We start from the raw sequence: 20694 nt of genomic DNA, 5'->3' as shown, positions 1-20694 counted from the left end.
TGCCACACCCTCTTTAGAATCTTTTTAACTTATACAGCTCCATTTTAGCACTATAGAATAAGGTTTTAAAGCCAATAATAAGAGCAAAACATAGAATAAGCTACTTTAGGTCACTTTTTCATATAAAAACGGATTGTTACCTTCGTAAACTGTCCTTCTTCGCTTTCCAGCCAGACATTTCCCCTATAGCTTTCAATAAGCTTTTTCGCAATTGAAAGGCCGAGTCCATTGCCTCCCATTTCTCTGCTCCTTGATTTATCCACTCTATAGAACCTATCGAATATGGCTTCGATTTCCTTTTCCGGTATTCCAATGCCATAATCCATGATGACTATGTCAAAATGATCTTCTTTCATTTCTGTAGTAATCATTATGTGACATCTATCTTTATCATATTTTATGGCGTTATCAAGAAATATGACGAGTATCTGTTCGAGGTGGTAGGGGTTGATCATATATTTGATCGGTTCTTCTTCCAAGTCAAGTGTGAAAGTATAATTAGAATGGAGTTTCCTCATAGATTCAACACGGCTTCTGACCTCTTCGTTAATATCCACCTTCTCCATATTCATATCGGGTTTACCTTCGTTCTTTGTAAGGATCAAGAGTTCTTCGACCAATTTATTAATCCGTCTCAGTTCGTCGATGGATATGCCCAATGACTCATCCAGAACTTCAGGCTTATGCTTTCCCCATCTGCTTATTAATTTCAGATGCCCCTGGATAATCTGGAGGGGAGTCCGTAGTTCATGACTGGCGTCCTCGACGAATTGTTTCTGCTGATTATAGGATTGTTCCAGTGAATCCATCAGATGGTTGAATGAATCGATCATATAGTCCGTTTCTTCTGAATTGGTTGTAATCTTCAGACGTTCAGAAAAGCCTTGCTCTTCGATCCGTTTCAATTGGTTCGCAATCTTCCTGATTGGGCGCACCATCCTATTGGAAAAGAAGTAGCTGATGACGGAGGTGAAGAGAATCGACATGAAACCAACTACTGTTGCTATGAACATCATCATGCGGATCACTGAATTGTATGAGTTCAAGGGATGGATGACTGAAATGTAACCATCCCAATACTGTGAATCAATTTTGGTGCTGCCTATAAGAAAATCTTCCTGATCGATTTCAGACTCCTTTATTTCCCGTTCAGAAACAGCTTCCAAATCAATATCAAGCTTCATCGGTATACCGGTAGTGGCGCTGAAGACCTCCTCGCCACCTTGGGTATAGAGTATCATCTTCTGTCTGTCATATAGGCTTGAATACACTTCATCCTGGCTTATGGTGTTGATCGGTTGCGTTTCATATAAGCTTTCCAATTCTTCAATACTTCTATCGACTGAACGGTACTCCTGATCCTTCAAATATATACTGGTGAAATATATGAGCATCGAACTGAAGATCAGATAGGTTACTGATATAATCAGGGTGGATAGCCTCAGCCATTTATACTTCAACGATTTCTTATTCATGTTCGGATCACATACCCTACTCCCCTTACAGTTTCAATCAGCTTGTGCTTATTATAGGGCTTCAATTTATTCCTTAAGTATCTGATGTAGACATCCACTACATTCGTTTCAACTTCACTTTCATATCCCCATACATGGTCTAGAATAGTCTCTCTTTGGAGCACGATCCCGGCATTCTTCATCAGCAGATACAAAAGATCATATTCAGTCTTCGTCAATTCGATTGGATTGCCGTCAACGGAGACATGGTGGGCGTCGGAATTTATCTTGATGCCATTGGTACTGAGTATCTCGCTTGCATTCCCTTTAGATGGTGAGCGTCTCATAATCACTCTGATTCTTGCGAGAAGCTCCTCGATTTCAAAAGGTTTGACAATGTAGTCATCGGCACCATAATCAAGACCTATGACTTTATCATACGTCTCCCCTTTCGCAGTGATGATGATGATCGGAGTGTCTTTTTCCTTTCTTAGCCTTCTACATACTTCAAGACCGTTTAATCCGGGCAACATGAGATCAAGGAGAATGCAGTCATAATCATTTTCCATTGCTTTCCTCAACCCATCTTCGCCATCCGAAGCTGATGTGACTCCATACCCTTCATGCGTCAACTCAAGTTCTATAAAACGGGCAAGATTGAGCTCATCCTCGACTACAAGTATTTGTTTCATCGTAATCTTCCTATCATTCTTTTTACATATCATATCACTAATCTTCATTTCTAAGAAAGGATAGCAACAAAAAGTGGTATAGCTGAAAAACAGCCATACCACTTAGAAAGGATATATAGTTTTTGAAAATGATTAGATTAATAAGGGGGGCTTATTCTCATTGAGAATCATTTTCAATTAAAATTTTATCGTTGTAGACGAGTTCTGTCAAGCTTTTTATGCATAATAAAACTTGTACCTGTCACTACAGCAATACCTCCGACAATTCCAGCTATTACATCAGTTGGATAATGTACGCCTAGGTATACCCGTGATGATGAAATCATTATTATAAAAAACGCCGCGAGACTATAAAGTAAGGTCTTGTGATTGAGGGAACTGTTTTTCACCAGAACCATCAACGAGCCAAAAAAGATGGTCGAACCCATTGCATGGCCACTCGGGAAACTGAATCCTGTAATTTCTATCAGCCGGAGCATCGAAGGCCTTTCTCTATCAAAGGAATTCTTCAGCACTGGGACAAGTATGCTGCTGGAGAGCATGGATATGATCAGAAATAAAGTCGCATACTTTAATCTATAGAGCATCAATATAGTAATCATCATCACTGATAATATAATCATTGAGAGGACTTCTCCGACTTGGGTAAAGCCAAGCATCAATGCTGTAGTGATGAAACTCTCAGAAGCATATATAAGTTCGTAAACTTCTTTGTCCACCCAGCGGCCGACCCGTGATTCATGGAATAGTGCAATGGTACCGAAGATCAGAACGAATACCATGAAAAGCGAAAATTTCTTTGTGCGGCTCATTAATCCGCCTCCTTATCCACCAGCATATCCACCAGGTCCTTTGGACGGAAACCTGCATCAAATTGCTTCATTCTGGCAAGTATCTCATCTTCATCGTCTCGGATGCGGTTCACGGCCTCTTGGAAAGTATCTATGCCGAGTACCTCTTCATCAATGACTTCTGCATATCCTTTCTCTTTAAAATAATCTGCATTCTCAACCTGATCTCCCCGGCTTTGTCCTTTAGGAAGTGGGATGAGGATCATTGGTTTTTCATTCAGCAAAAACTCGTAGATTGCATTGGAGCCACTACGGCCAACTGCAATCTTGGAAATTTTCATAAGATGCGGCAATTCTTTTTTGACGAATTCAAATTGTTTATAATTCGGATTATCCAGCCCCTCAATATAGTTTCCTCTACCGCACAGATGGATAATCTGCCATTCGTTAGTCAGCACGTCGAGATTCTTCCTGATGAAGTTGTTGATTGATTTCGCGCCAAGTGATCCCCCCATCACTATCATTACAGGTTTTTCAGGAGTGAATCCTGTAAGTTCATACCCAATCTCATCATATCCACGTGTCAATTCGTCACGTATTACAGGGCCCAGATATTCAGTTTTATTTTGTGGCAGATAGTCTAGGGTTTTTTTGAATGTGACGAAAATCTGTGTGGCAAACTTAACGGCAATTTTATTTGCCAGGCCAGGTGTAATGTCAGACTCATGGATATATACAGGTATGCCGAGTGATCTGGCGGCCAGTACTACAGGCACGCTGACAAACCCCCCTTTTGAAAATACAAATTCCACCTTTTCTTTCTTAAGAATTTTTCTGGCATCACCGATGCCCTTTGCAACGCGTGTTACATCTTTAAGGTTCTCCATCGAGAAATAGCGTCTTAACTTACCACTCGAGATGTTGTAGTATTTGATCGATGTTGCACCGATTATTTCTTTCTCAATTCCTTTTTTCGATCCGATGTAGATAGGTTCTATCCCCCGGTTTATCAGGCATGGAATCATCAATTTATTAAGCATGACGTGTCCCACAGTTCCGCCTCCGGTAAGGGCAACTTTTCTTTTTTTAAGTTCCATACTTTCCTCCATTACTGTTCTATTGTAATTACTTTAAACTATTTTGACTTGCTGTACAATCAGAAGCCGCATAAACATTATGTTCATACGGCTTCTGGATTATTCTTCTGTATCTTCTTCGTCAGGGGACTCTTCAGAACTTTCTTCTGAATCGTCTTCTTCTGGTTTCTGCATTTCAAGTATTTCCGCATGTTCTTTTGCATACTCTTCGATTTCAGGACGTGTATAATCACCATTGATATAATCCACAAGATAATTGAGTTGCGCATCGTTTTCATTGATGTAGGTCCGCAGCTCACTCATTATGGCAGTGGCTGTCTCGCCAGTGACGTTGCCTGTCTGTTCGAGATCATTATCAGCCTGGAACTTCATCACTGTTTTCGTCAGCTTCTTATCGTAGGACTCATCAAAATCATCCACTGCATATCCGAGAGTATCGAGCGCGACCTTGATGGAAGGAACAGTTTCATCGGATATGCCTTCTGTAAAGACTTCATCAGGCCCAAGCATTTCGACTCTGTAATAATCAGGGTTCACTAGTCGGATATCCGGTGTGATACCTTTCTCATGAATCCAATTGCCTTCTGGCGTAAGCCATTTTGTATCAGTGTACTTGAGAAGGGAATCATCACCGAATTCGATTGTCTGTTGAACAATACCTTTACCGAATGACTCTGTGCCGGCAATTGTGACATCAGTCAAATCGTCCATTGCTCCGGTGAAGACTTCGGAAGCACTCGCTGAACCTTCATTAATCATTATATATAGATTAAAGTCGTCCGTGTTTTCATTTGAAGGTCCAGGTGCTGTAATTTCTTTTCGTTCTCCCCCATTCTCTTCTAGATAAAGTACAGTTTCCCCTTCATCGATGAATTGGTTGATCATGCCGACTGCCTCATCCAAGAGACCGCCCGGGTTATTTCTGAAATCGATGATAAGGTCTTCAATATCGGCTTCTGCAGCTTCATTCAATTTAGCTTCGAATTCATCATTGGTGCCTCTTTGGAATCTGTTTATGCTGATATGGCCGACTCCATCTACCTCTTCATAGGTAACACTATCGATATGGATGGTATCACGGGTAATCGTAATCTCAAATGGGTCCCCCTCATTTCTTACAAGAGTAAGGGTGACATCCGTACCTTTCTCCCCGCGGATAAGTTGAACTGCTTCTTGTACATTCATACCTTCCACTGGCTCATCATCAACTGCAAGTATTTCATCGCCAGGCTCGACTCCGGCTTCTTCAGCCGGAGAACCCCGCATTGGAGATGTGATGATAATGCGACTGCCTTCCTGCATCACTTCTGCGCCTATACCTTCGAAGTCTCCACTGACGGATTCTTCGAACGAAGCGATTTCCTCGTTGTTCATGTACTCGCTGTAGGGGTCGTCGAGACCTTCAACCATTCCCTGTATTGATGACTCTATCAGTGCGTTTTTGTCGACATCATCGTAGTAGTTGTCAGTGATGGTGTCATAGACACTATAGAGTTTGGAAAACTCACTCCTGGTATCAGTACCTACATTCACTGCTTTTTCATTGCCTGCTTCAAGGCTCAACGCAGTAATAACTGCAGAAAGTATGATGGAAGTAAGTATTATGATGAGGAACCAGAAAAAATTGATATTTATATGTTTGGCCCCGACTTTTCGGGGATTATTTGAATCATGCTCTTCTTTCAAAATCTACACCTAATTTCTACTTGAATAATTAAGTAACAGTTTACCAGTTTAAAGATGAAAATTAAACAAATATATGTAAAAAGGAAAGGTGTCGACACCTTTCCTTTCTTTTGGAATTATTTTTCTTCTCCAATGAATGGCAGGCTTGCTTCTAAGGCAACCTCTATCATTTCATTGAAAGAAGTTTGTCTTTCTTCACTTGAAGTTGCTTCACCCGTTAACACGTGATCGGAAACCGTCAGAATTGAAAGCGCCCTGGCATTGAATTTTTTACTGATTGTAAACAATGCAGTGGATTCCATTTCAAGCGCCAATACTCCATATTCCGCCAACTGTTCAATATTGCCATTCTCATCATAGAAGGAATCAGCTGTGAATATGTTTCCGACTTTAACATTCATGCCCTTTTTCTGCGCTTCATTATAACTTGAGAGCAGCAATTCGAAATCGGATGTTGGAGCAAAATCAATGTTCTTGAAAAGTTTACGGTTCTGATACGAATCTCCTGATGCGCTTTGGGCAAGTATAACATCCCTTACTTCGACATCTTTTTGTATAGCACCGCAAGTTCCAACACGTATCAGGTTTTTAACGCCATACTCGTCCATAAGTTCATGGATGTAAATGGAAATTGAAGGTACTCCCATACCAGTCCCTTGGACGGAAATGCGTTTTCCTTTGTAGTACCCTGTAAATCCGAGCATGTTACGGACTTCATTATAGCAAGTGACATCATCCAAGAAGTTCTCAGCGATATATTTCGCGCGCAGTGGATCTCCCGGCAGTAGTATAGTATCGGCGATATCACCTTTTTTGGCATTGATATGAATACTCATTGTTTTATTGCTCCTTTATCTTAAGTTGTCTTAATGCTGCAGCCAGTTGAGGTAATCGTCAAAAGCAGTATCAAAATGCGAAAGCGGCATATCTTCATATGGATTGTTCTCAAGGTATTCCGTAACCTCAGGATATTCAGTGGAATATTTCGGGAACATGGGATCTTTTAAGATATGTTCGGCTAAACCTCCGATTGGTGAGTTTTCACCTTTTCTTATTTTCATGTACTGGTAGAACGAATGATTCTTCATTATTTGACGGTAGCGGTCACAACTACAGTGTCGGCCCTGTTTAAGTTGGTGACATCCTCAACCTTGAATTCATCCAGCATATCACTATTCGTGATGATGACAGGAGAAATGGTGCTGTTCGCTTCTGATTTTACCAGTTCCATATCGAAAGTGACAAGTGGATCCCCTTTTTCGACGGAATCTCCTTCTGAAACATGGCCTGTGAAGCCCTCACCTTTCATAGCTACAGTCTCAAGACCGATATGGATCAGAACTTCCAGCCCATTGGCAGTCCTGAGTCCGACTGCATGATTTGTTGGAAATACTTGCATGACTGTCCCGGAGACGGGCGCAACGACTTCACCGTCGGAAGGATTGACGCCAAACCCTTCGCCCATCATTTTTTCGGCGAAGACCGGGTCTGGGATATCTTCAAGTTTTACATATTCACCGTTCAACGGACTTGTGATTTCCAATTTCTTCTCAGCATTGTCTTTTTTACCAAATAGATTTTTGAACATAATTTTACTCTCCTATCAAAATGGATTTGAAATTCAATCGAATAATTTGAGGTATTCCCCATAACCTTTTTCTTCGAGTTCATCTTTCGGTATGAAGTCCATAGCGGCTGAATTGATGCAGTAGCGCAAGCCACCCAATTCTTTAGGGCCATCTTCGAAGACATGGCCAAGATGGCTGTCTGAAGCTTCACTCCTCACTTCAGTTCTACGCATCCCGAAGGATTCATCGAATTTTTCACTTACATCCTCTGAAATTGTTTTGGCAAAACTTGGCCAACCGCAATCGGAGGCGAATTTATCCCTCGAAGTGAATAACGGTGTGCCTTTTAATTTATCGACATAAAGGCCATCCTCGTAGTGATTCCAATATTCATTCTGGAATGGTGGTTCAGTCCCATTATCCTTCATTACACTATATTCTTCTGGTGATAACTCTGATTCATGACGTTCTATTGCCATTTTATTTCATCCCCCAATGCTTTTCTATGAATGCTTTTCTGCCGGAACCTTTAAAGTACGCATTATAATGGGCACTGTTGGTTTTATAGAAATCCTGATGTTCTTCTTCAGCTCTATAGAAGTTTTTGTAAGGTAAAACAGGTGTTTTTATCGGACCATTGAATATATTCTGTTTGTCCAAATCTGCAATTACAGATTCTGCAATTTCTTTTTGCTTGTCATCATGATAGAAAACAGCCGGTGCATACTGCGGGCCTCTATCACCAAACTGACCTTCTGTATCAGTTGGATCGAAAGTCTGGAAAAAGATATTCAATAGTTTTTCGTAAGGCATTACAGTTTCATCAAAATCAATTTGAACGGCCTCAACATGTCCTGTTGTGCCGGTTGAGATTTGCTGGTACGTAGGGTTTTCCACATGTCCATTCGAATAGCCAGACACGACGGAATTGACACCATCAAATTGGTCGAATGGTTTGACCAGGCACCAGAAACATCCTCCTGCTAGTGTAGCTGTTGACAAATTACTCACCTCTTAATCATTTATTATTGAAAAATACCACTCGTCATTCCGGTAATCAATCTTTTCGACTTCCACTTCCATTTTAAAATCCTGCGTTAATGCTTTGATGTTGATTAATAGTGCACGCTCATCTTCATCAAAACGGATGCCTTCTGGGAGGTCGCTTTGATTTTTGATGATTGAGTAGAACATATCTTGGGTGAGCGGCAGATCGGCAACATCGATATCTTTTACTGCAAAGACAAGTTCTTCACCTATAGAGACAGGCTCCAAGTTCAGAGAAGTCTCTACGTCAATGCCAAGGACACTCTGCACAGCCTTAAAGTAGATGCCTGCTTCACCCACAGAAATCTGAATGGAGTCATCATCGATTACATCGTTGAGGATGGATTGCACTGACTGATTGGTCATCTTCAACTCTATACCCGATTCTGCTGTATTATAATTACCGTTTTTCTCATCAGGCAGATCGTATGAATTGCTGAATGTAATGGTTACCCAGATGATGAACAGAATATTGATGGACAGCAGTATTGCGAAGAGAGATTTCCAGACGTTCAAGCCCCCACTCCTCTCATTATTCATTTGCGTCTATAGTGCAGGAATTCATAAGGATATCTGTTTTTTTCATCTTGAGTCCCTTCAATCTTATCGACCAATTCCCATTCGGAAGGATCATAATCGGGAAAGAATGTATCACCAGCGAAGCGTCTGTGAATGCGGGTGATATGCATTTCCTCTACAAGGTGCATCGTCTGATCATAGATGGTGCTCCCTCCAAAGATGAATACTTTTCCCTCCAAGGAATTGATTGCATCAATATGATTGATGACATCGATGCCTTCTGCACTGAAAGTTTCATCGCGCGTCAATACCACATTACGCCTATTGGGTAGGGGACGTCCCAAAGACTCGAATGTCTTACGCCCCATGACGATTGTATTCCCTTCCGTCAGTTGCTTTACATGTTTAAGATCTTCGGGAAGATGCCAGGGCATTTCATTTTTAAAGCCAATTACAGATTGGTCGGCATAAGCGACTATTAAAGATATCATGATTCTCCTCCTAGACGGCTATTGGTGCCTTGATATAAGGGTGGCAGTCATAGTCGATGACTTCGAAATCTTCATATTCCAGCTCGAACATTGATCTATTGCCTTTTATTTTTATTTTAGGAGGACTGAAGCTCTTACGGGCGAGCTGTTCATTTACTGCGTCCATATGGTTAGTGTAGATATGCGCATCTCCCAAGGTATGGACGAATTCATCCGCCTCCAGACCACACTCCCGTGCAACGAGCTCAAGCAATAGCGCATAGCTTGCTATATTGAATGGTACGCCCAGGAAAACATCTCCGCTTCTCTGATAGAGCTGCAGACTCAACTTCCCATCGTTTACATAGAATTGGAAGAAGGCGTGGCATGGTGGTAATGCCATACCATCGATTTCGGCAGGATTCCACGCCGTAACGATATGTCTTCTTGAATCCGGATTCTTTTTGATGCTTTCGACTACGTTCTTCAACTGATCGGTAAACGAGCCGTCCGGGCCTTGCCAATGGCGCCATTGCTTGCCATAGACATTTCCAAGATCACCGTATTCCTCGGCGAATGCATCATCTTCCAAAATTTTATTTTTAAAACGCGCCATCTCTTCTTTGTAAGTTTCATTGAATGATTCATCTTCCAGCGCACGGCGTCCGAAATCGGTCATATCCGGGCCTTCATATTCTGCGGATTCGACCCAATTTTTAAACGCCCACTCGTTCCATATATTATTGTTGTATTGAAGCAGGAAACGTATGTTCGTATCCCCGCGTATGAACCATATCAATTCTGTTGCAAGCATTTTGAAAAGCACCTTTTTGGTTGTCAGTAACGGGAATCCTTCTTTAAGGTCAAAGCGCATCTGATAACCAAACAACGAATATGTGCCGGTCCCGGTGCGGTCATTCTTGTAACTGCCCTCGCTTTTGATTTTTTTCATAAGCTCATGATAAGTATCATCAAAAGTATTCATTAGATCCTCCCCTTTTCTTTTTGGACGTCTTTATATATAATATACATTGAATACAATTAAAACAGTAAAAAATTTATTTGATTTGGGGTGTCGATCATGGAAATATTTATGACGGTCGGTCTCACTCTTCTTGCTCTCTATTTGATGTCGATGAGTATTTTTGAGTAGATCCTATCCAATAAAAACAGGAAAGGCTTGGCCTTTCCTGTTTTTATTTTGAACAGTTTTCATCAAACGCTTCTTTCAAGTCCATCATGATGTCATGCACATCCCGACCCTCAATATTTTCCCGGGGTACAAAATGAACAAGTGCATCCCCTTTGAAAAGGGCCATGGAAGGACTGGAAGGCGCTTGACCAATGTAATCACGCATACGTTCAGTCGCTTCCTTGTCCTGGCCGGCGAATACCGTTGCTTTATGATCCGGCTTGATGGGGTTCTGTTCTGCTACAGTTACGGCAGCAGGTCGTGCGAGTCCCGCTGCACAACCACAGACGCTGTTTACAACCACAAATGCCGTTTCATCTTTGCCGATATCCTTCATGAACTGATCGACTTCTTCTGCTGTAGTAAGGTCATTGAAAGATATGCCAGTCAATTCCTCTCGCATCGGACGTGCCATTTCCTTCATGTACTCTTCATAGGCGTTCATATTATCGCTCCCTTTCCTGAATTTGCTTCCATACGCTACCGAGGGCTTCCTCGCCCTGCTCTATCCGGGTGATGGCCATTTCGATCTGCAGCCTTACATCGTACTGCGGATCATCTTTATGCGCCTTTAAATGAGATAAGCTTTCTTCATCGCCGACCTCATATATGAACATTGCTGCACGCCACCGTACAATCGGACTCTTGTCGCCGAGTAAGGGATAGATGTCCGGCAACCCTTCTTTGTATCCAAGGTCACTGTACGCATCACCAGCAGTCCGTCTGACAGGTACAGAACGATCCTGCAGGGCTTTTTTAAGGTAAGGCAGCGTCTCACGCTCCTCAATCATTGCCAGCAGGCTCACCGCTTCCCGCCTGATCTGCATCTTCTCATCGTCTAGGGCAATTGATAGGATGGGATAATCATCCTGTGTGGGTGTCTCCATATGATTGAGCAGCCACAGGCGTTCCTTCCAGTTGTCGCGTGCAGTGAAGTCGGACTTCTCTACTTTGAAGTAGCGTTTTGGTTCCGGTGTCTTCTTTGTCTTTGCTTCCTCTACCATGGTCTTAAGCACTTCATCATCATGAAGCGCTTCAAGCTCTTCAGTCAACTCCTGGAAGATTGATTCAGGCTCCCCGTACCTAGTGCCATAATCCTCCCATTTCCTGAGCATGATGATGTTGTCTTCAGGAAGGGTTGCCGCTTCAACAGCATCGGTGAAACGTTCTGGCAGCTGCTTGCGGTGTTCTTGGCCATCGTTGAGCTTAATCTGGTAAGGTATGCCCTTGAATGTAAGCACTTGGGCCGAGACGGACCCAAAGGCATTTTCAGATTCTAGTTTTTTTTTACTTCGTCGTCATTGCTGGAATCGAAAGTCTGCTCGATCTGGGGAATGAGCGTTTCCCAGTCTGCCTTCGGCGACTTATCAACTGATATGAAATTGAGGGCGTGAAAGACGCTGGTCACATCCTCCAATTCAAGTACACGGTTGATGAACTCAGGTGCATCATCTGAAACAGCACGATAAGTCGATGACTTCATTTCCTTCTTCTCTTCACTCACAGTGATTTTCATTGTATTAGGGCTTGGTGTAGGTTCAATTTTTACAATTTCCATTATAATCCTCCTATTGAAGTTTATTGCCATGTGTACGGATCGAAATACCGACCGAACACTCATGGATGCAGAAATTATGTGCAGCTGTCCTCGTGCCTTCGGAACGGTTCAATTCTTTGAGAAGGCAGCCGTGACAGTACTTTTCTTCTAGATCATTAATTTTATCAAGTACATCTGTATTCACTTTTCAACCTCCTCCAATGATTATAACGAAGTTCCTTCCATAAAAAAAGGCAAGGCCACCCAATCAGTTTTTCCGGTGCCTGAACAGTGCATCTTTTGCGAGTGCATCAGCATGTCTATTTTTATTCCTCGGGGTCCAGCTGATGATGAACAATGTCAATTCGCCTATCTTGTCTGAAACACTCATAAAATATTTTCGGAACACTTTATTTTTGACGTGGTTTTTATCGAAACTATCTGCAATGACTTTTGAATCGGTGTGGATGATCAATGAGTGGAAACCATGCTCAAGCGCCTTATCTACAGCAAATTCCAAAACCGCCCACTCCGCCTCATGGTTATCCATCTCCCCGAGATACGTGGTGAATTCTTTTTGTGCTGAGTCATCCTTGAAGACTACAGCGCCGGCAGCGGCCTTCGGGTTGGTGCTTGCTGCTGCATCTATATATACACGCGTCATACAGACCCTCCTAGAGACCGAGCTTCCCTACATATTTTCTGGCGATGGACAAATCATGTGCCAAGAGCACCTGATCGACGTCCTGAAGGGACAGGCGCAGTATGCTCGATTCACTTATCTCATTTGCGTCAAGCGGGACATCGGTAATGATCTTCGCCAACTGATGGGCAATCCTTAAAGATGCCATATCCACTTCAATCTTCTTTTTCAGTGCTGGAGTCAGGGTGTCGAGATTAGTCAGCATATTATCTATATTGCCATATTCCCGGATCAGTTTGAATGCGGTTTTCTCGCCCACGCCCTTGACGCCTTTATATCCGTCACTTGCATCCCCCATCAGCGCCTTTACATCGACGAATTGCCTAGGGGTGATGCCATGTTCCGTTATAAAACGTTCTTTTGTGTAGTGATGGTATTCGGTATAGCCTTTCTTAGTCAGCCACAACTCATTTTCTTCATCCAAAAGCTGCAGAAGGTCGCGGTCACCGCTGACCATCACGACATCGTCGAGCGCAGTTGATAGCGTACCGATAATGTCATCCGCTTCGTAGCCTCTGATGCCGATCTGGAAGATGCCGAGGTCATCAAATACTTCCTTGATGTGGTCGAATTGCGGAATCAGCTCATCGGGCGGGGCTGTGCGATTCTTTTTATAGTCTGGATACCAATCATTGCGGATCGTCTGTGATCCCATATCCCATGTGATGATGAGCCGGGTCGGCTGCAAGGTTTCGACCAGTTTGAAGACATGGCGCACAACACCCTGCACGCCGTTGGTCGGTCTGTCGAAAGCACTGTACATGAACTGCTGCCTGAAACTGGTCGCGTAGAAATGGCGAAACAAGAGGGCCATGCCGTCTATTATCAGATTTTTATCCTTCAAATTTTGCCATCCTTTCATGCATATCCGACTCACCGATTTCCACATCGTGATGGAGGATCCATTCCGAGAAGCTGCCGCCATAAAGGCGCACCGGCACCCCCATGTTGTCGAGTACATAATATGGCGGAGTCGCACTCATGCCCGAGCCGCAATAGACTATAAGTTCCTTGAATTCCGACAGGAAGGGTCTGAGGTGTTCCAGGCTGCCCATATCCAGACGGCCCGATCTGAAGACGTCGGAATACGGGATATTTACAGCCCCTGGTATATGCCCTTTCTTAAAGTCGATCGGTTCAGTGTCACCGAGGTAGCGTTTGTGTGCCCTGACGTCGATCAGCAGCACATCATCAGTGCCCACGGCATGCTCTACGTCTTCGAGTGTGGCGAGCATCGATGCATCTGGAGGCTGTACATCACGGGATTCATCAACTTCATCCGGTAAGGAAGGCGTGTGCTCCAGTAGCGTGAGGCCGGGATCTTTAAGATTCTCCCATGAGTCATTCCACAGTACAGCATGGAAGCCATAGAGCTTGAATAGATAATAGAGGCGCGTATGGAAGAATGCGTCCTCTTTATCCAACAGAAGCAGCTCGGCATCCACATCTTGCTTCAGTGCAGCATAAAGTGCGCCTACCACTGAGCCTGGTGGTATGGGATGACGCCCTTCATTCAATCCTTCTGATGTGAACATCCATGGCTTTTGGGGGACATGGCGGCCTAGATATGGTTCGTCCGCTACCATCGCGGCGGATGCGTCTAGATCATCCATGACATTACGGCAATCGACGGGCACGAACTGTGTGCCGCGTAGATTATTTTCGATACTGTCGATAATCATTTCTCAATCTCCTTTATGCCTTTTCAGTTGTTCGAAAAGTGCCTGGTCTTCTTCATAATCCGTTTCACTGATGTCATCAAGCGGTTCATTCAATGCTTGTGAGACAGTGTTGAGTGCATCATCCAAAACGGCGTCTTTGGCTTTCAGATACTCATCTGCCATCTGCATCAGTTCTTTTTTTAGCGTTTCGAAATCGATGGATGCGACAATCGCCTCGGACAGTTCGAGTAGGAGGCTCCTGAATGCTTTAGGCTGACTCCTCGATTTATGAAGTGCTTTTTGATGGTCCAACAGGACTTGCGGATCGATGCGTAGTTCCGGCTGTGGCCTCGGCACACGCCCGTCTTCAATACGACTGGCGATCATGGCTGCGCCCAAGTCTTCGTTGATGGTTGTCAAGGACTGCGTAAGCTCGGCATCTGCCTTGTGGTAGACTGCGTTGAAACTTGTGGCGAGTTCAAGTCCAAGGTGCTGATTGATGTCATTGGAGAGCGCCGTCAGATTGTCGGCGATGAAATTCCGTTCTTTTATGTCCCCAACCGATATCAAATATTTCAAGTAATCATAGAGTTTAAGTTTCAGCTGCTTTTCAGTATGGGAGAGGATGATGTCGATCTCCTGATGCAAGGTTTGGGCAAATTGCTGCGCACTGTAGTCAGCAAGTGTTTCAAGGAGGCGGCGCCGCAGCGTTTCAATGCGATCTTTTTCCTCATTCTGATTATGGTACCGCCGCATATTGGAAGCCACTGCTGCTTCCAGTTGATTGGCCGTTTCCCTAAGGGACTGATACTGCATGCCGATGGCATTGCTGTTGGCAATCTCGATGATTTCCGCCTTAGCCGCTTCAAACTGATCATTATGTGACGCCACTGCTTGTTTGCTTGAGACCGGAAACACTTTGTGGCTGATCTCGAGGTGATCAAGCGACTCGTGGGTATAGTCCATAACTTTTTCCAAGTCTGCCTCGGTCCGCATCAGGTCTACCGCATTGATAATGAAGATGATCGGGAAGGCGCTGCCCTTTATCGACTTTATATACTGCAGGAAGCGCTCATCAGAACGGCTGAAGACATGATTGTAGTAGGAGACGTATATGATCATATCACTGTCTGAGATGATGCGGTGCGTCTCCTCTGTATGGCGTTCGTTGATCGAGTTTATGCCTGGTGAATCGATGATGGAAAAGCGCTGTGTCAATTCATTATCGATGGACAGGTATGCTTTATGGATGAAGATAGCTTCTTCGTCTGCGCTGATCTTTTCTATAAGTGCATCCTCGGACATGCTGATTTCCTTGCCCAGATCATCCCGATGGGCGTCGTAATGCGTCAATATGCCATTTAGGAACGGAATATAAGCTTCTTTGACATTATTTTTATGGCGTTTGATCCAAGGGATGAAATCATTGATGGCTTGACCATCCTGATTGGTGATCACCTGCAGCGACTGGACGATATCCGCTTCTGTCTTATAAAGTGCCCGGGACTCGCCTTCGTTCGATATCTCAGTGATCGTGGCGGTGGTCGGATTCGGACTTGCGGTCAGCCGGGCCTGGCCCATCAATGCATTGATGAACGTCGTTTTACCGGCGCTGAAGCCACCGAAGACGCTGATGTTGACTTTACCGTCATGGATGCGTTTGAGCTTATCGTTGATTATTGCAGCGAACTCCGCATACCGCGGATGCGGTTTTAGAATCTTTAGGATATGTTCGAACGGGTCGATGTCCATATCTTGTGGTGCAGGTGCTTCATACCCCTTCGATTCGGGGCGCTCCGCTTCGGTGTGGGCGACATCACGGCTCACTGCTTCCGTCAGTTCAAGTTTTTCGGTTTCGTCGTCCAGATGGATATAGAAATGCCTGTAGTTGGCAGTGTCAAGCGACTCCTTCAAGGCAAGCAATGCCGCCAGATGTTTCGATTCATCAATCTCGTCCGAATGGTCTTCAGTCCGCGCCCCTTCAGTGGTTGCGGATAATGTGGCGGCATGGGTCAATGCAGATGCGGTGACGTCTTTTTCAATCCTGACTTTCAACTTATCCAAATAGTTCATGATGTACTGGGAAGACAGGGCGGTGATGTTTTCCTCAGACAGCAGTTCATCATTCCAAATGTATCGGAAAGGGGGCCCCTCTAGAGCGAGCGTATCAAAGAGGGCATTCACCGGGGCGTTTATTTCGGATTGGATGACGGGTTGGATCTCTTCACCGATCTTTGTGCGGTGGGACTCATATAATGATTGGTACTTCTTTTGCTTGCCAAAGAACCCCCCTGGTTTGATGTCTCCGGATAACACCTTCAAAAATTCGGTGATCGCAGACTTCACGGGGTGGGGATATAGGTAGCTGTCCTTTGCGATCGCCTTCAGTTTCTCCTGTATATGTGTCTTCAATTGGTCTGGGTTGGAGTGCAGTGCTGCAATCTTGTTCTGGTCATCTTCCTTCTCGAGATAATTGATATGGTCCTCTACAACATCCTTCTCAATACCCTCTTCAAGTCCCAGACGCTCCTGCAGAGAAGAGATCTGGTCATCCAGATAATGCAGTTGACGACTCTCGATATTGTCTACAATGCGTTCATGGTACGCCGCCTCATATGCCCCGCGGTGTGATTCGACTTGTGAGATGTGCGCAACCAGTGCTTCTACATCATTATGCGGAGAATCATAGATGGAGGTTGTAAACACTTTCTCCGGCATGATGCGCCACTGACTTAATGTCTTTTTGATGCGCGCGATAAAAGTGTCCATCGACAGTTCCTGGTCGTCATGCTTATCAATCTGATTGATGATCAGGGAGAACGGGATGTTCATTTCTGAAATCTCTTTTAGCAACCTTAAATTATGATCGCTTTCGACATGATTGTATTCGACTGTAAAAAAGATGTAGTCACTGTTCAATAGGAAGCGGTTGGCACTGTCCTCATGACTATCAGTTCTGGAATCGACACCTGGCGTATCCTGGAAGACCGTCTTTTCCTTGAATACAGGGTGGGTGACTGTCATGGAAATTGAAGCGATGTCCAAGTCGCCGGTGTTCAACTCCCTAAGCGCACTGTAGTCTTCGAGTGGAATATATCTATATTGGTCGATAAAGGCCTGGATCTCCTCCGATTCACCGATTTCCACCGATACGGTGTTGCTTGTGGTCGGCACTGGCGAAGAAGGCAAGATATCGCGGTCGAGAAGATGGTTGACCAAACTGGATTTCCCTGCAGAGAAGTGGCCGATGAATGAAAATACAAGCTGGTCCCTGTAAGTTTTCATAATGGCATGGTCAATCTGTGACACTAGAAATGCATTGTTGGACTTCAGGATCTCTTTCCGTAATTTATACAGGGTTTCAAGGATAGTGGTTCCAGACAATTATTCATTCCCCCGCTTTCCCCAATATTGGAAGTATGTGGTCTCTATATAGCCATTGAACAGTTTGCGGCGCTTCGTCGCGCGCTTCCCTACTATATGTTCGAACATTTTATTTGAAGTCAGCAGGTAGACGCTCAGTGTCGGGTCGGCAGTCATCATATCGCCAAGCCGTCTGTACATCTCTTCGACTTCTTTTGCCTCCCCGATGCGTTCGCCGTAAGGTGGATTGGTCACCAGTTGGGCATCTTCATCTTCAATCTCAAAATCATGGATGTCGGACACCAGGAATTCGATGTCATCCTGCAGGCCGACTTCGAGGGCATTATCTTTAGCGACAGATATCATCTCAGGGTCGATATCGGCGGCGATGATTTTGATGTCCCGCTCATAAAGAGCCGCCTCTTCCAACTCCATACGCATATTCTGCCAATCCGCCTCCGGGATGATATCCCATTTTTCAGCATCAAAAGTACGGTTTGAACCGGGTGCGATATTAAGCGCCATCAATGCAGCTTCAATCGCGATGGTGCCGGAACCCGCAAAGGGATCTATCAAAGTTTTCGAGCCGTCATAGTTGGCCAGTTTGAGCATGGTGGCGGCCAACGTTTCTTTGATCGGCGCCTCCCCTTGTCCCGTACGGTAGCCGCGTTTATGGAGGGCATCGCCACTTGTATCGATGGTCAGCACTGCCCGGTCTTTCAGGAGGGCGATGTCCACTTTGTATCTTGGACCGTTTTCAGGCAGCTTGCCTTTTATGTTGAATGCTTCTTTAAGATGTTCGACGATGGCTTTTTTCACGATGCGTTGTACGTCGGGTACACTGTACAGCGTCGACTTATGGGAACGGCCTGTAACCGGGAACGCAGCCGCCGGACCGAGGATGTCCGACCACGGCAATGCCTTCGTCTGTTCAAAAAGATCGTCAAAGGATGTCGTTTCAAAGTCCCCGACTATGATGCGGATGCGGTCGGCTGTGCGCATCATCAAGTTTGTCCGGATGATGGCCGCTTCATCCCCCTCAAAATAGACCCGTCCATTTTCGAGTGTCGCAGGATAGCCAAGTGCCTCTATTTCATCGGCGACGACCCTCTCTACGCCCATTGGTGTGTTTGCCAGCAGTTTGAATTGCATCTAAAAACCCTCTCTTTTTTATGTATGACCCATAATTTATAAAATAAAAGCTCCCCATTTCGTAATGGAGAGCGTGTCTAGTCCGGTGTCTCTGTAAGCCATGTTCTGTACCACCGTGCTGTCATGTGCACTAGTTACACTCGCACAGTGGTGATAATCATCTGTCTATACTACAAAGTAGTATCTCTCCGCCGGTTGAATTCCCATTGGAAAGTGCTCCTACCAAATTTGGATTGCTCACTCGAGGGGTTTACCGCGTTCCACCTTCTGCATTTCTGCAGAAGCTACGTCACTGTGGCACATTTATGACTACTGGGACCATATTCTCACTTAGGTCCTGTCGTCGCCGTCAGCCTTGAGCTGCCCTGACTTATTGTTTCGTCAAGCACGAACACTACACTCATCTCAGAAGTGTGTGAGCATGGACTTTCCTCTATGCATCAGAGTGCATAGCGATTATCCGAGACGTACCGGTTTGAATCAATTTACTTTAGACTGTCCAAACACCTTTTTCTCCAGATTGCTCAAGCGTTTGAGTATGTCGATCTGGTGGTTTTGTGTCTGGTTATCAACGGAGCGTGATTTAGTCGCTACACGGATCCTAAGTTCCTCTACTTCCTTTTTGAGGCGGACATTCTCATCTTCCAGTCTTTTGAGGCTATTATTCATGTCAGCCATCTTCTGATAGTCGCTGATCACATCATCAAGGAAACTATCTACTTCAATCGGCTTGAACCCTCTGATAGATTTTTCGAATTCTTTCTCGAATATATCTTTTGCTGAAAGCTTCAGCGTGTACTCGCTCATTGTATCACCTCTCATAAGCGGAATCTATGAAAGCATTGATTTCGTCAAATTGTATTCTTTCAATATTATACGGCCTATCTTCCTTTAGTTCAAGCATTTGATCATATATGAATCGGGTTTTTGAATCGGCCTGCTCATCATAGACGACGAGGGCCTGATCCGAATGGGCGATCAGGAATCGGTTGATCATCGGGAACATACGCGGAGATTCGTAAGGTCTGTCGAAGATGAACTGATGATGATCGCTGTTATCTAAAATCTGGTGCAACAGCAGCGCGTCATCCTCTTTGTATCGGTCGTCGAACCCGTGGAAGGGCTTCAGCACAGAATATTTGAATGTATATTCCTCTTTCAGCTCGATCATCGCCAAGGCGGCATAGAACTCGATGCCGGTGTACCCTTGGATGATGAACCATTCGGTGCCGTTATCGATGTATTCCTTCAATTTGAATTTCATGAAGTCTTTAAGCACCTGGGCTTCAGGCTGTGACGATTTGAATATACCAAGCTCATAAGGCCTGTAGCCGGCGATCAGTGTCCGCATCCGAATAACGCCTCCCTTTCGGCGTGGGCCAGCCACATGTTGAGGAATTTGTATTTCTCGCGGTAGACTTTCTTACTGAAGCGCCGCATATGGCAAGCCATCAGGAGTTCCATGAATTCCTCTTCGGCTTTTTTACGGGTGGCAGCGTTGAAGCGGAAGTCCGTCTTCATGTTCCTTATGGACATTACTGTTTCTTCGTTTCCTTTAAGGAATGGTTCGATCTCCTCATCGAAGTCGAATTCATATCCTGCCCTGGCCTTCTCGTACCTCCGGGCAACTTCATCAAGCAATGCGCGCAGTTCGGAAAAAGAGGGGTTTCTTGACAAAAATGCTGCACCTCCTATAATTATCAATGTTTAAGTCAGCGTAAATATTGTATAATGATATATCATCATACACAATAACGAAAGG

General features: G+C 44.5%; 25 protein-coding genes and 1 other RNA gene. All 26 read right to left on the bottom strand.

All coding sequences use genetic code 11. From position 1 onward, the window contains the following. Window positions 1-110: 110 nt before the first annotated feature. On the bottom strand, window positions 111-1475 hold the full coding sequence (locus tag ABD734_RS07585) for a HAMP domain-containing sensor histidine kinase (RefSeq protein WP_344703051.1): 1365 nt from the start codon (window positions 1473-1475) through the stop codon (window positions 111-113). After that, window positions 1472-2146 (bottom strand): response regulator transcription factor, encoded by a 675-nt coding sequence (locus ABD734_RS07580; protein WP_344703050.1) that lies wholly within the window; start codon window positions 2144-2146, stop codon window positions 1472-1474. The genes ABD734_RS07585 and ABD734_RS07580 overlap by 4 nt, the downstream gene beginning before the upstream one ends. Before the next feature lie 185 nt (window positions 2147-2331). Beyond that, window positions 2332-2958 (bottom strand): phosphatase PAP2 family protein, encoded by a 627-nt coding sequence (locus ABD734_RS07575; RefSeq protein ID WP_344703048.1) that lies wholly within the window; start codon window positions 2956-2958, stop codon window positions 2332-2334. Next, complete coding sequence (locus ABD734_RS07570) at window positions 2958-4034, bottom strand: undecaprenyldiphospho-muramoylpentapeptide beta-N-acetylglucosaminyltransferase (RefSeq protein WP_344703046.1); 1077 nt, start codon at window positions 4032-4034, stop codon at window positions 2958-2960. Before ABD734_RS07570 ends, ABD734_RS07575 begins: the two co-directional genes overlap by 1 nt. A gap of 99 nt (window positions 4035-4133) precedes the next feature. Next, window positions 4134-5720: a S41 family peptidase gene (locus ABD734_RS07565; protein ID WP_344703044.1), complete on the bottom strand. Its 1587-nt coding sequence runs from the start codon at window positions 5718-5720 to the stop codon at window positions 4134-4136. A 116-nt stretch (window positions 5721-5836) separates the two neighbouring features. Continuing rightward, a complete protein-coding gene (gene deoD / locus ABD734_RS07560; RefSeq protein ID WP_344703042.1) occupies window positions 5837-6556 on the bottom strand; it encodes a purine-nucleoside phosphorylase in 720 nt (239 codons plus the stop codon). 30 nt (window positions 6557-6586) lie between these two features. Beyond that, entirely contained in the window at window positions 6587-6808 is a 222-nt protein-coding gene (locus tag ABD734_RS07555) for a YozE family protein (RefSeq protein WP_344703039.1), read from the bottom strand. Next, window positions 6808-7308, bottom strand: a complete 501-nt coding sequence (locus ABD734_RS07550) for a PTS sugar transporter subunit IIA (RefSeq protein ID WP_344703038.1) — start codon at window positions 7306-7308, stop codon at window positions 6808-6810. Before ABD734_RS07550 ends, ABD734_RS07555 begins: the two co-directional genes overlap by 1 nt. A 33-nt stretch (window positions 7309-7341) precedes the next feature. Beyond that, entirely contained in the window at window positions 7342-7767 is a 426-nt protein-coding gene (gene msrB / locus ABD734_RS07545) for a peptide-methionine (R)-S-oxide reductase MsrB (RefSeq protein ID WP_344703036.1), read from the bottom strand. A gap of 1 nt (window position 7768) precedes the next feature. Beyond that, complete coding sequence (msrA, locus tag ABD734_RS07540; RefSeq protein WP_344703034.1) at window positions 7769-8290, bottom strand: peptide-methionine (S)-S-oxide reductase MsrA; 522 nt, start codon at window positions 8288-8290, stop codon at window positions 7769-7771. A gap of 12 nt (window positions 8291-8302) precedes the next feature. Continuing rightward, on the bottom strand, window positions 8303-8851 hold the full coding sequence (locus ABD734_RS07535) for a DUF2140 family protein (RefSeq protein WP_344703032.1): 549 nt from the start codon (window positions 8849-8851) through the stop codon (window positions 8303-8305). A gap of 20 nt (window positions 8852-8871) precedes the next feature. After that, window positions 8872-9348 carry a dihydrofolate reductase gene (locus tag ABD734_RS07530; protein WP_344703100.1) on the bottom strand — a complete coding sequence of 159 codons (477 nt, stop codon included), beginning with the start codon at window positions 9346-9348 and terminating at the stop codon, window positions 8872-8874. Between the two features lie 7 nt (window positions 9349-9355). Beyond that, window positions 9356-10309: a thymidylate synthase gene (locus ABD734_RS07525; protein WP_344703030.1), complete on the bottom strand. Its 954-nt coding sequence runs from the start codon at window positions 10307-10309 to the stop codon at window positions 9356-9358. 211 nt (window positions 10310-10520) lie between these two features. After that, the gene (locus ABD734_RS07520; RefSeq protein ID WP_344703028.1) at window positions 10521-10961 is read right to left on the bottom strand and encodes a BrxA/BrxB family bacilliredoxin; all 441 of its coding nucleotides are present in this window, start codon (window positions 10959-10961) and stop codon (window positions 10521-10523) included. Window position 10962: 1 nt separating this feature from the next. Then, on the bottom strand, window positions 10963-11757 hold the full coding sequence (locus tag ABD734_RS07515; protein WP_425568376.1) for a virulence factor: 795 nt from the start codon (window positions 11755-11757) through the stop codon (window positions 10963-10965). Between the two features lie 35 nt (window positions 11758-11792). After that, window positions 11793-12074, bottom strand: coding sequence for a NifU N-terminal domain-containing protein (locus ABD734_RS12020; RefSeq protein ID WP_425568375.1), 282 nt, complete (start codon window positions 12072-12074; stop codon window positions 11793-11795). Between the two features lie 10 nt (window positions 12075-12084). Beyond that, a complete protein-coding gene (locus tag ABD734_RS07510; protein ID WP_344703026.1) occupies window positions 12085-12258 on the bottom strand; it encodes a zinc-finger domain-containing protein in 174 nt (57 codons plus the stop codon). A gap of 63 nt (window positions 12259-12321) precedes the next feature. After that, window positions 12322-12717 (bottom strand): ribonuclease HI family protein, encoded by a 396-nt coding sequence (locus tag ABD734_RS07505; protein ID WP_344703024.1) that lies wholly within the window; start codon window positions 12715-12717, stop codon window positions 12322-12324. 10 nt (window positions 12718-12727) lie between these two features. Continuing rightward, window positions 12728-13600, bottom strand: coding sequence for a 5'-3' exonuclease (locus ABD734_RS07500; RefSeq protein ID WP_344703022.1), 873 nt, complete (start codon window positions 13598-13600; stop codon window positions 12728-12730). Then, entirely contained in the window at window positions 13590-14438 is an 849-nt protein-coding gene (locus ABD734_RS07495; protein WP_344703020.1) for a sulfurtransferase, read from the bottom strand. The genes ABD734_RS07500 and ABD734_RS07495 overlap by 11 nt, the downstream gene beginning before the upstream one ends. A 3-nt stretch (window positions 14439-14441) precedes the next feature. Next, window positions 14442-17801, bottom strand: coding sequence for a dynamin family protein (locus ABD734_RS07490; RefSeq protein ID WP_344703018.1), 3360 nt, complete (start codon window positions 17799-17801; stop codon window positions 14442-14444). Beyond that, the gene (locus tag ABD734_RS07485; protein WP_344703016.1) at window positions 17802-18932 is read right to left on the bottom strand and encodes a THUMP domain-containing class I SAM-dependent RNA methyltransferase; all 1131 of its coding nucleotides are present in this window, start codon (window positions 18930-18932) and stop codon (window positions 17802-17804) included. It lies immediately after the preceding gene. Window positions 18933-19021: 89 nt separating this feature from the next. Continuing rightward, window positions 19022-19400, bottom strand: an RNA gene (gene rnpB, locus ABD734_RS07480) — RNase P RNA component class B. Window positions 19401-19412: 12 nt separating this feature from the next. Beyond that, complete coding sequence (gene gpsB / locus ABD734_RS07475) at window positions 19413-19739, bottom strand: cell division regulator GpsB (protein WP_344703014.1); 327 nt, start codon at window positions 19737-19739, stop codon at window positions 19413-19415. A 4-nt stretch (window positions 19740-19743) separates the two neighbouring features. Next, the gene (locus ABD734_RS07470; protein ID WP_344703012.1) at window positions 19744-20283 is read right to left on the bottom strand and encodes an SLOG family protein; all 540 of its coding nucleotides are present in this window, start codon (window positions 20281-20283) and stop codon (window positions 19744-19746) included. Next, complete coding sequence (locus tag ABD734_RS07465) at window positions 20271-20609, bottom strand: hypothetical protein (protein ID WP_344703010.1); 339 nt, start codon at window positions 20607-20609, stop codon at window positions 20271-20273. Before ABD734_RS07465 ends, ABD734_RS07470 begins: the two co-directional genes overlap by 13 nt. Between the last annotated feature and the right edge of the window lie 85 nt (window positions 20610-20694).

Source organism: Salinicoccus jeotgali, from assembly GCF_039538805.1.
Lineage (GTDB): Bacteria > Bacillota > Bacilli > Staphylococcales > Salinicoccaceae > Salinicoccus > Salinicoccus jeotgali.
This window is presented reverse-complemented; position numbering and strand designations above follow the sequence as displayed.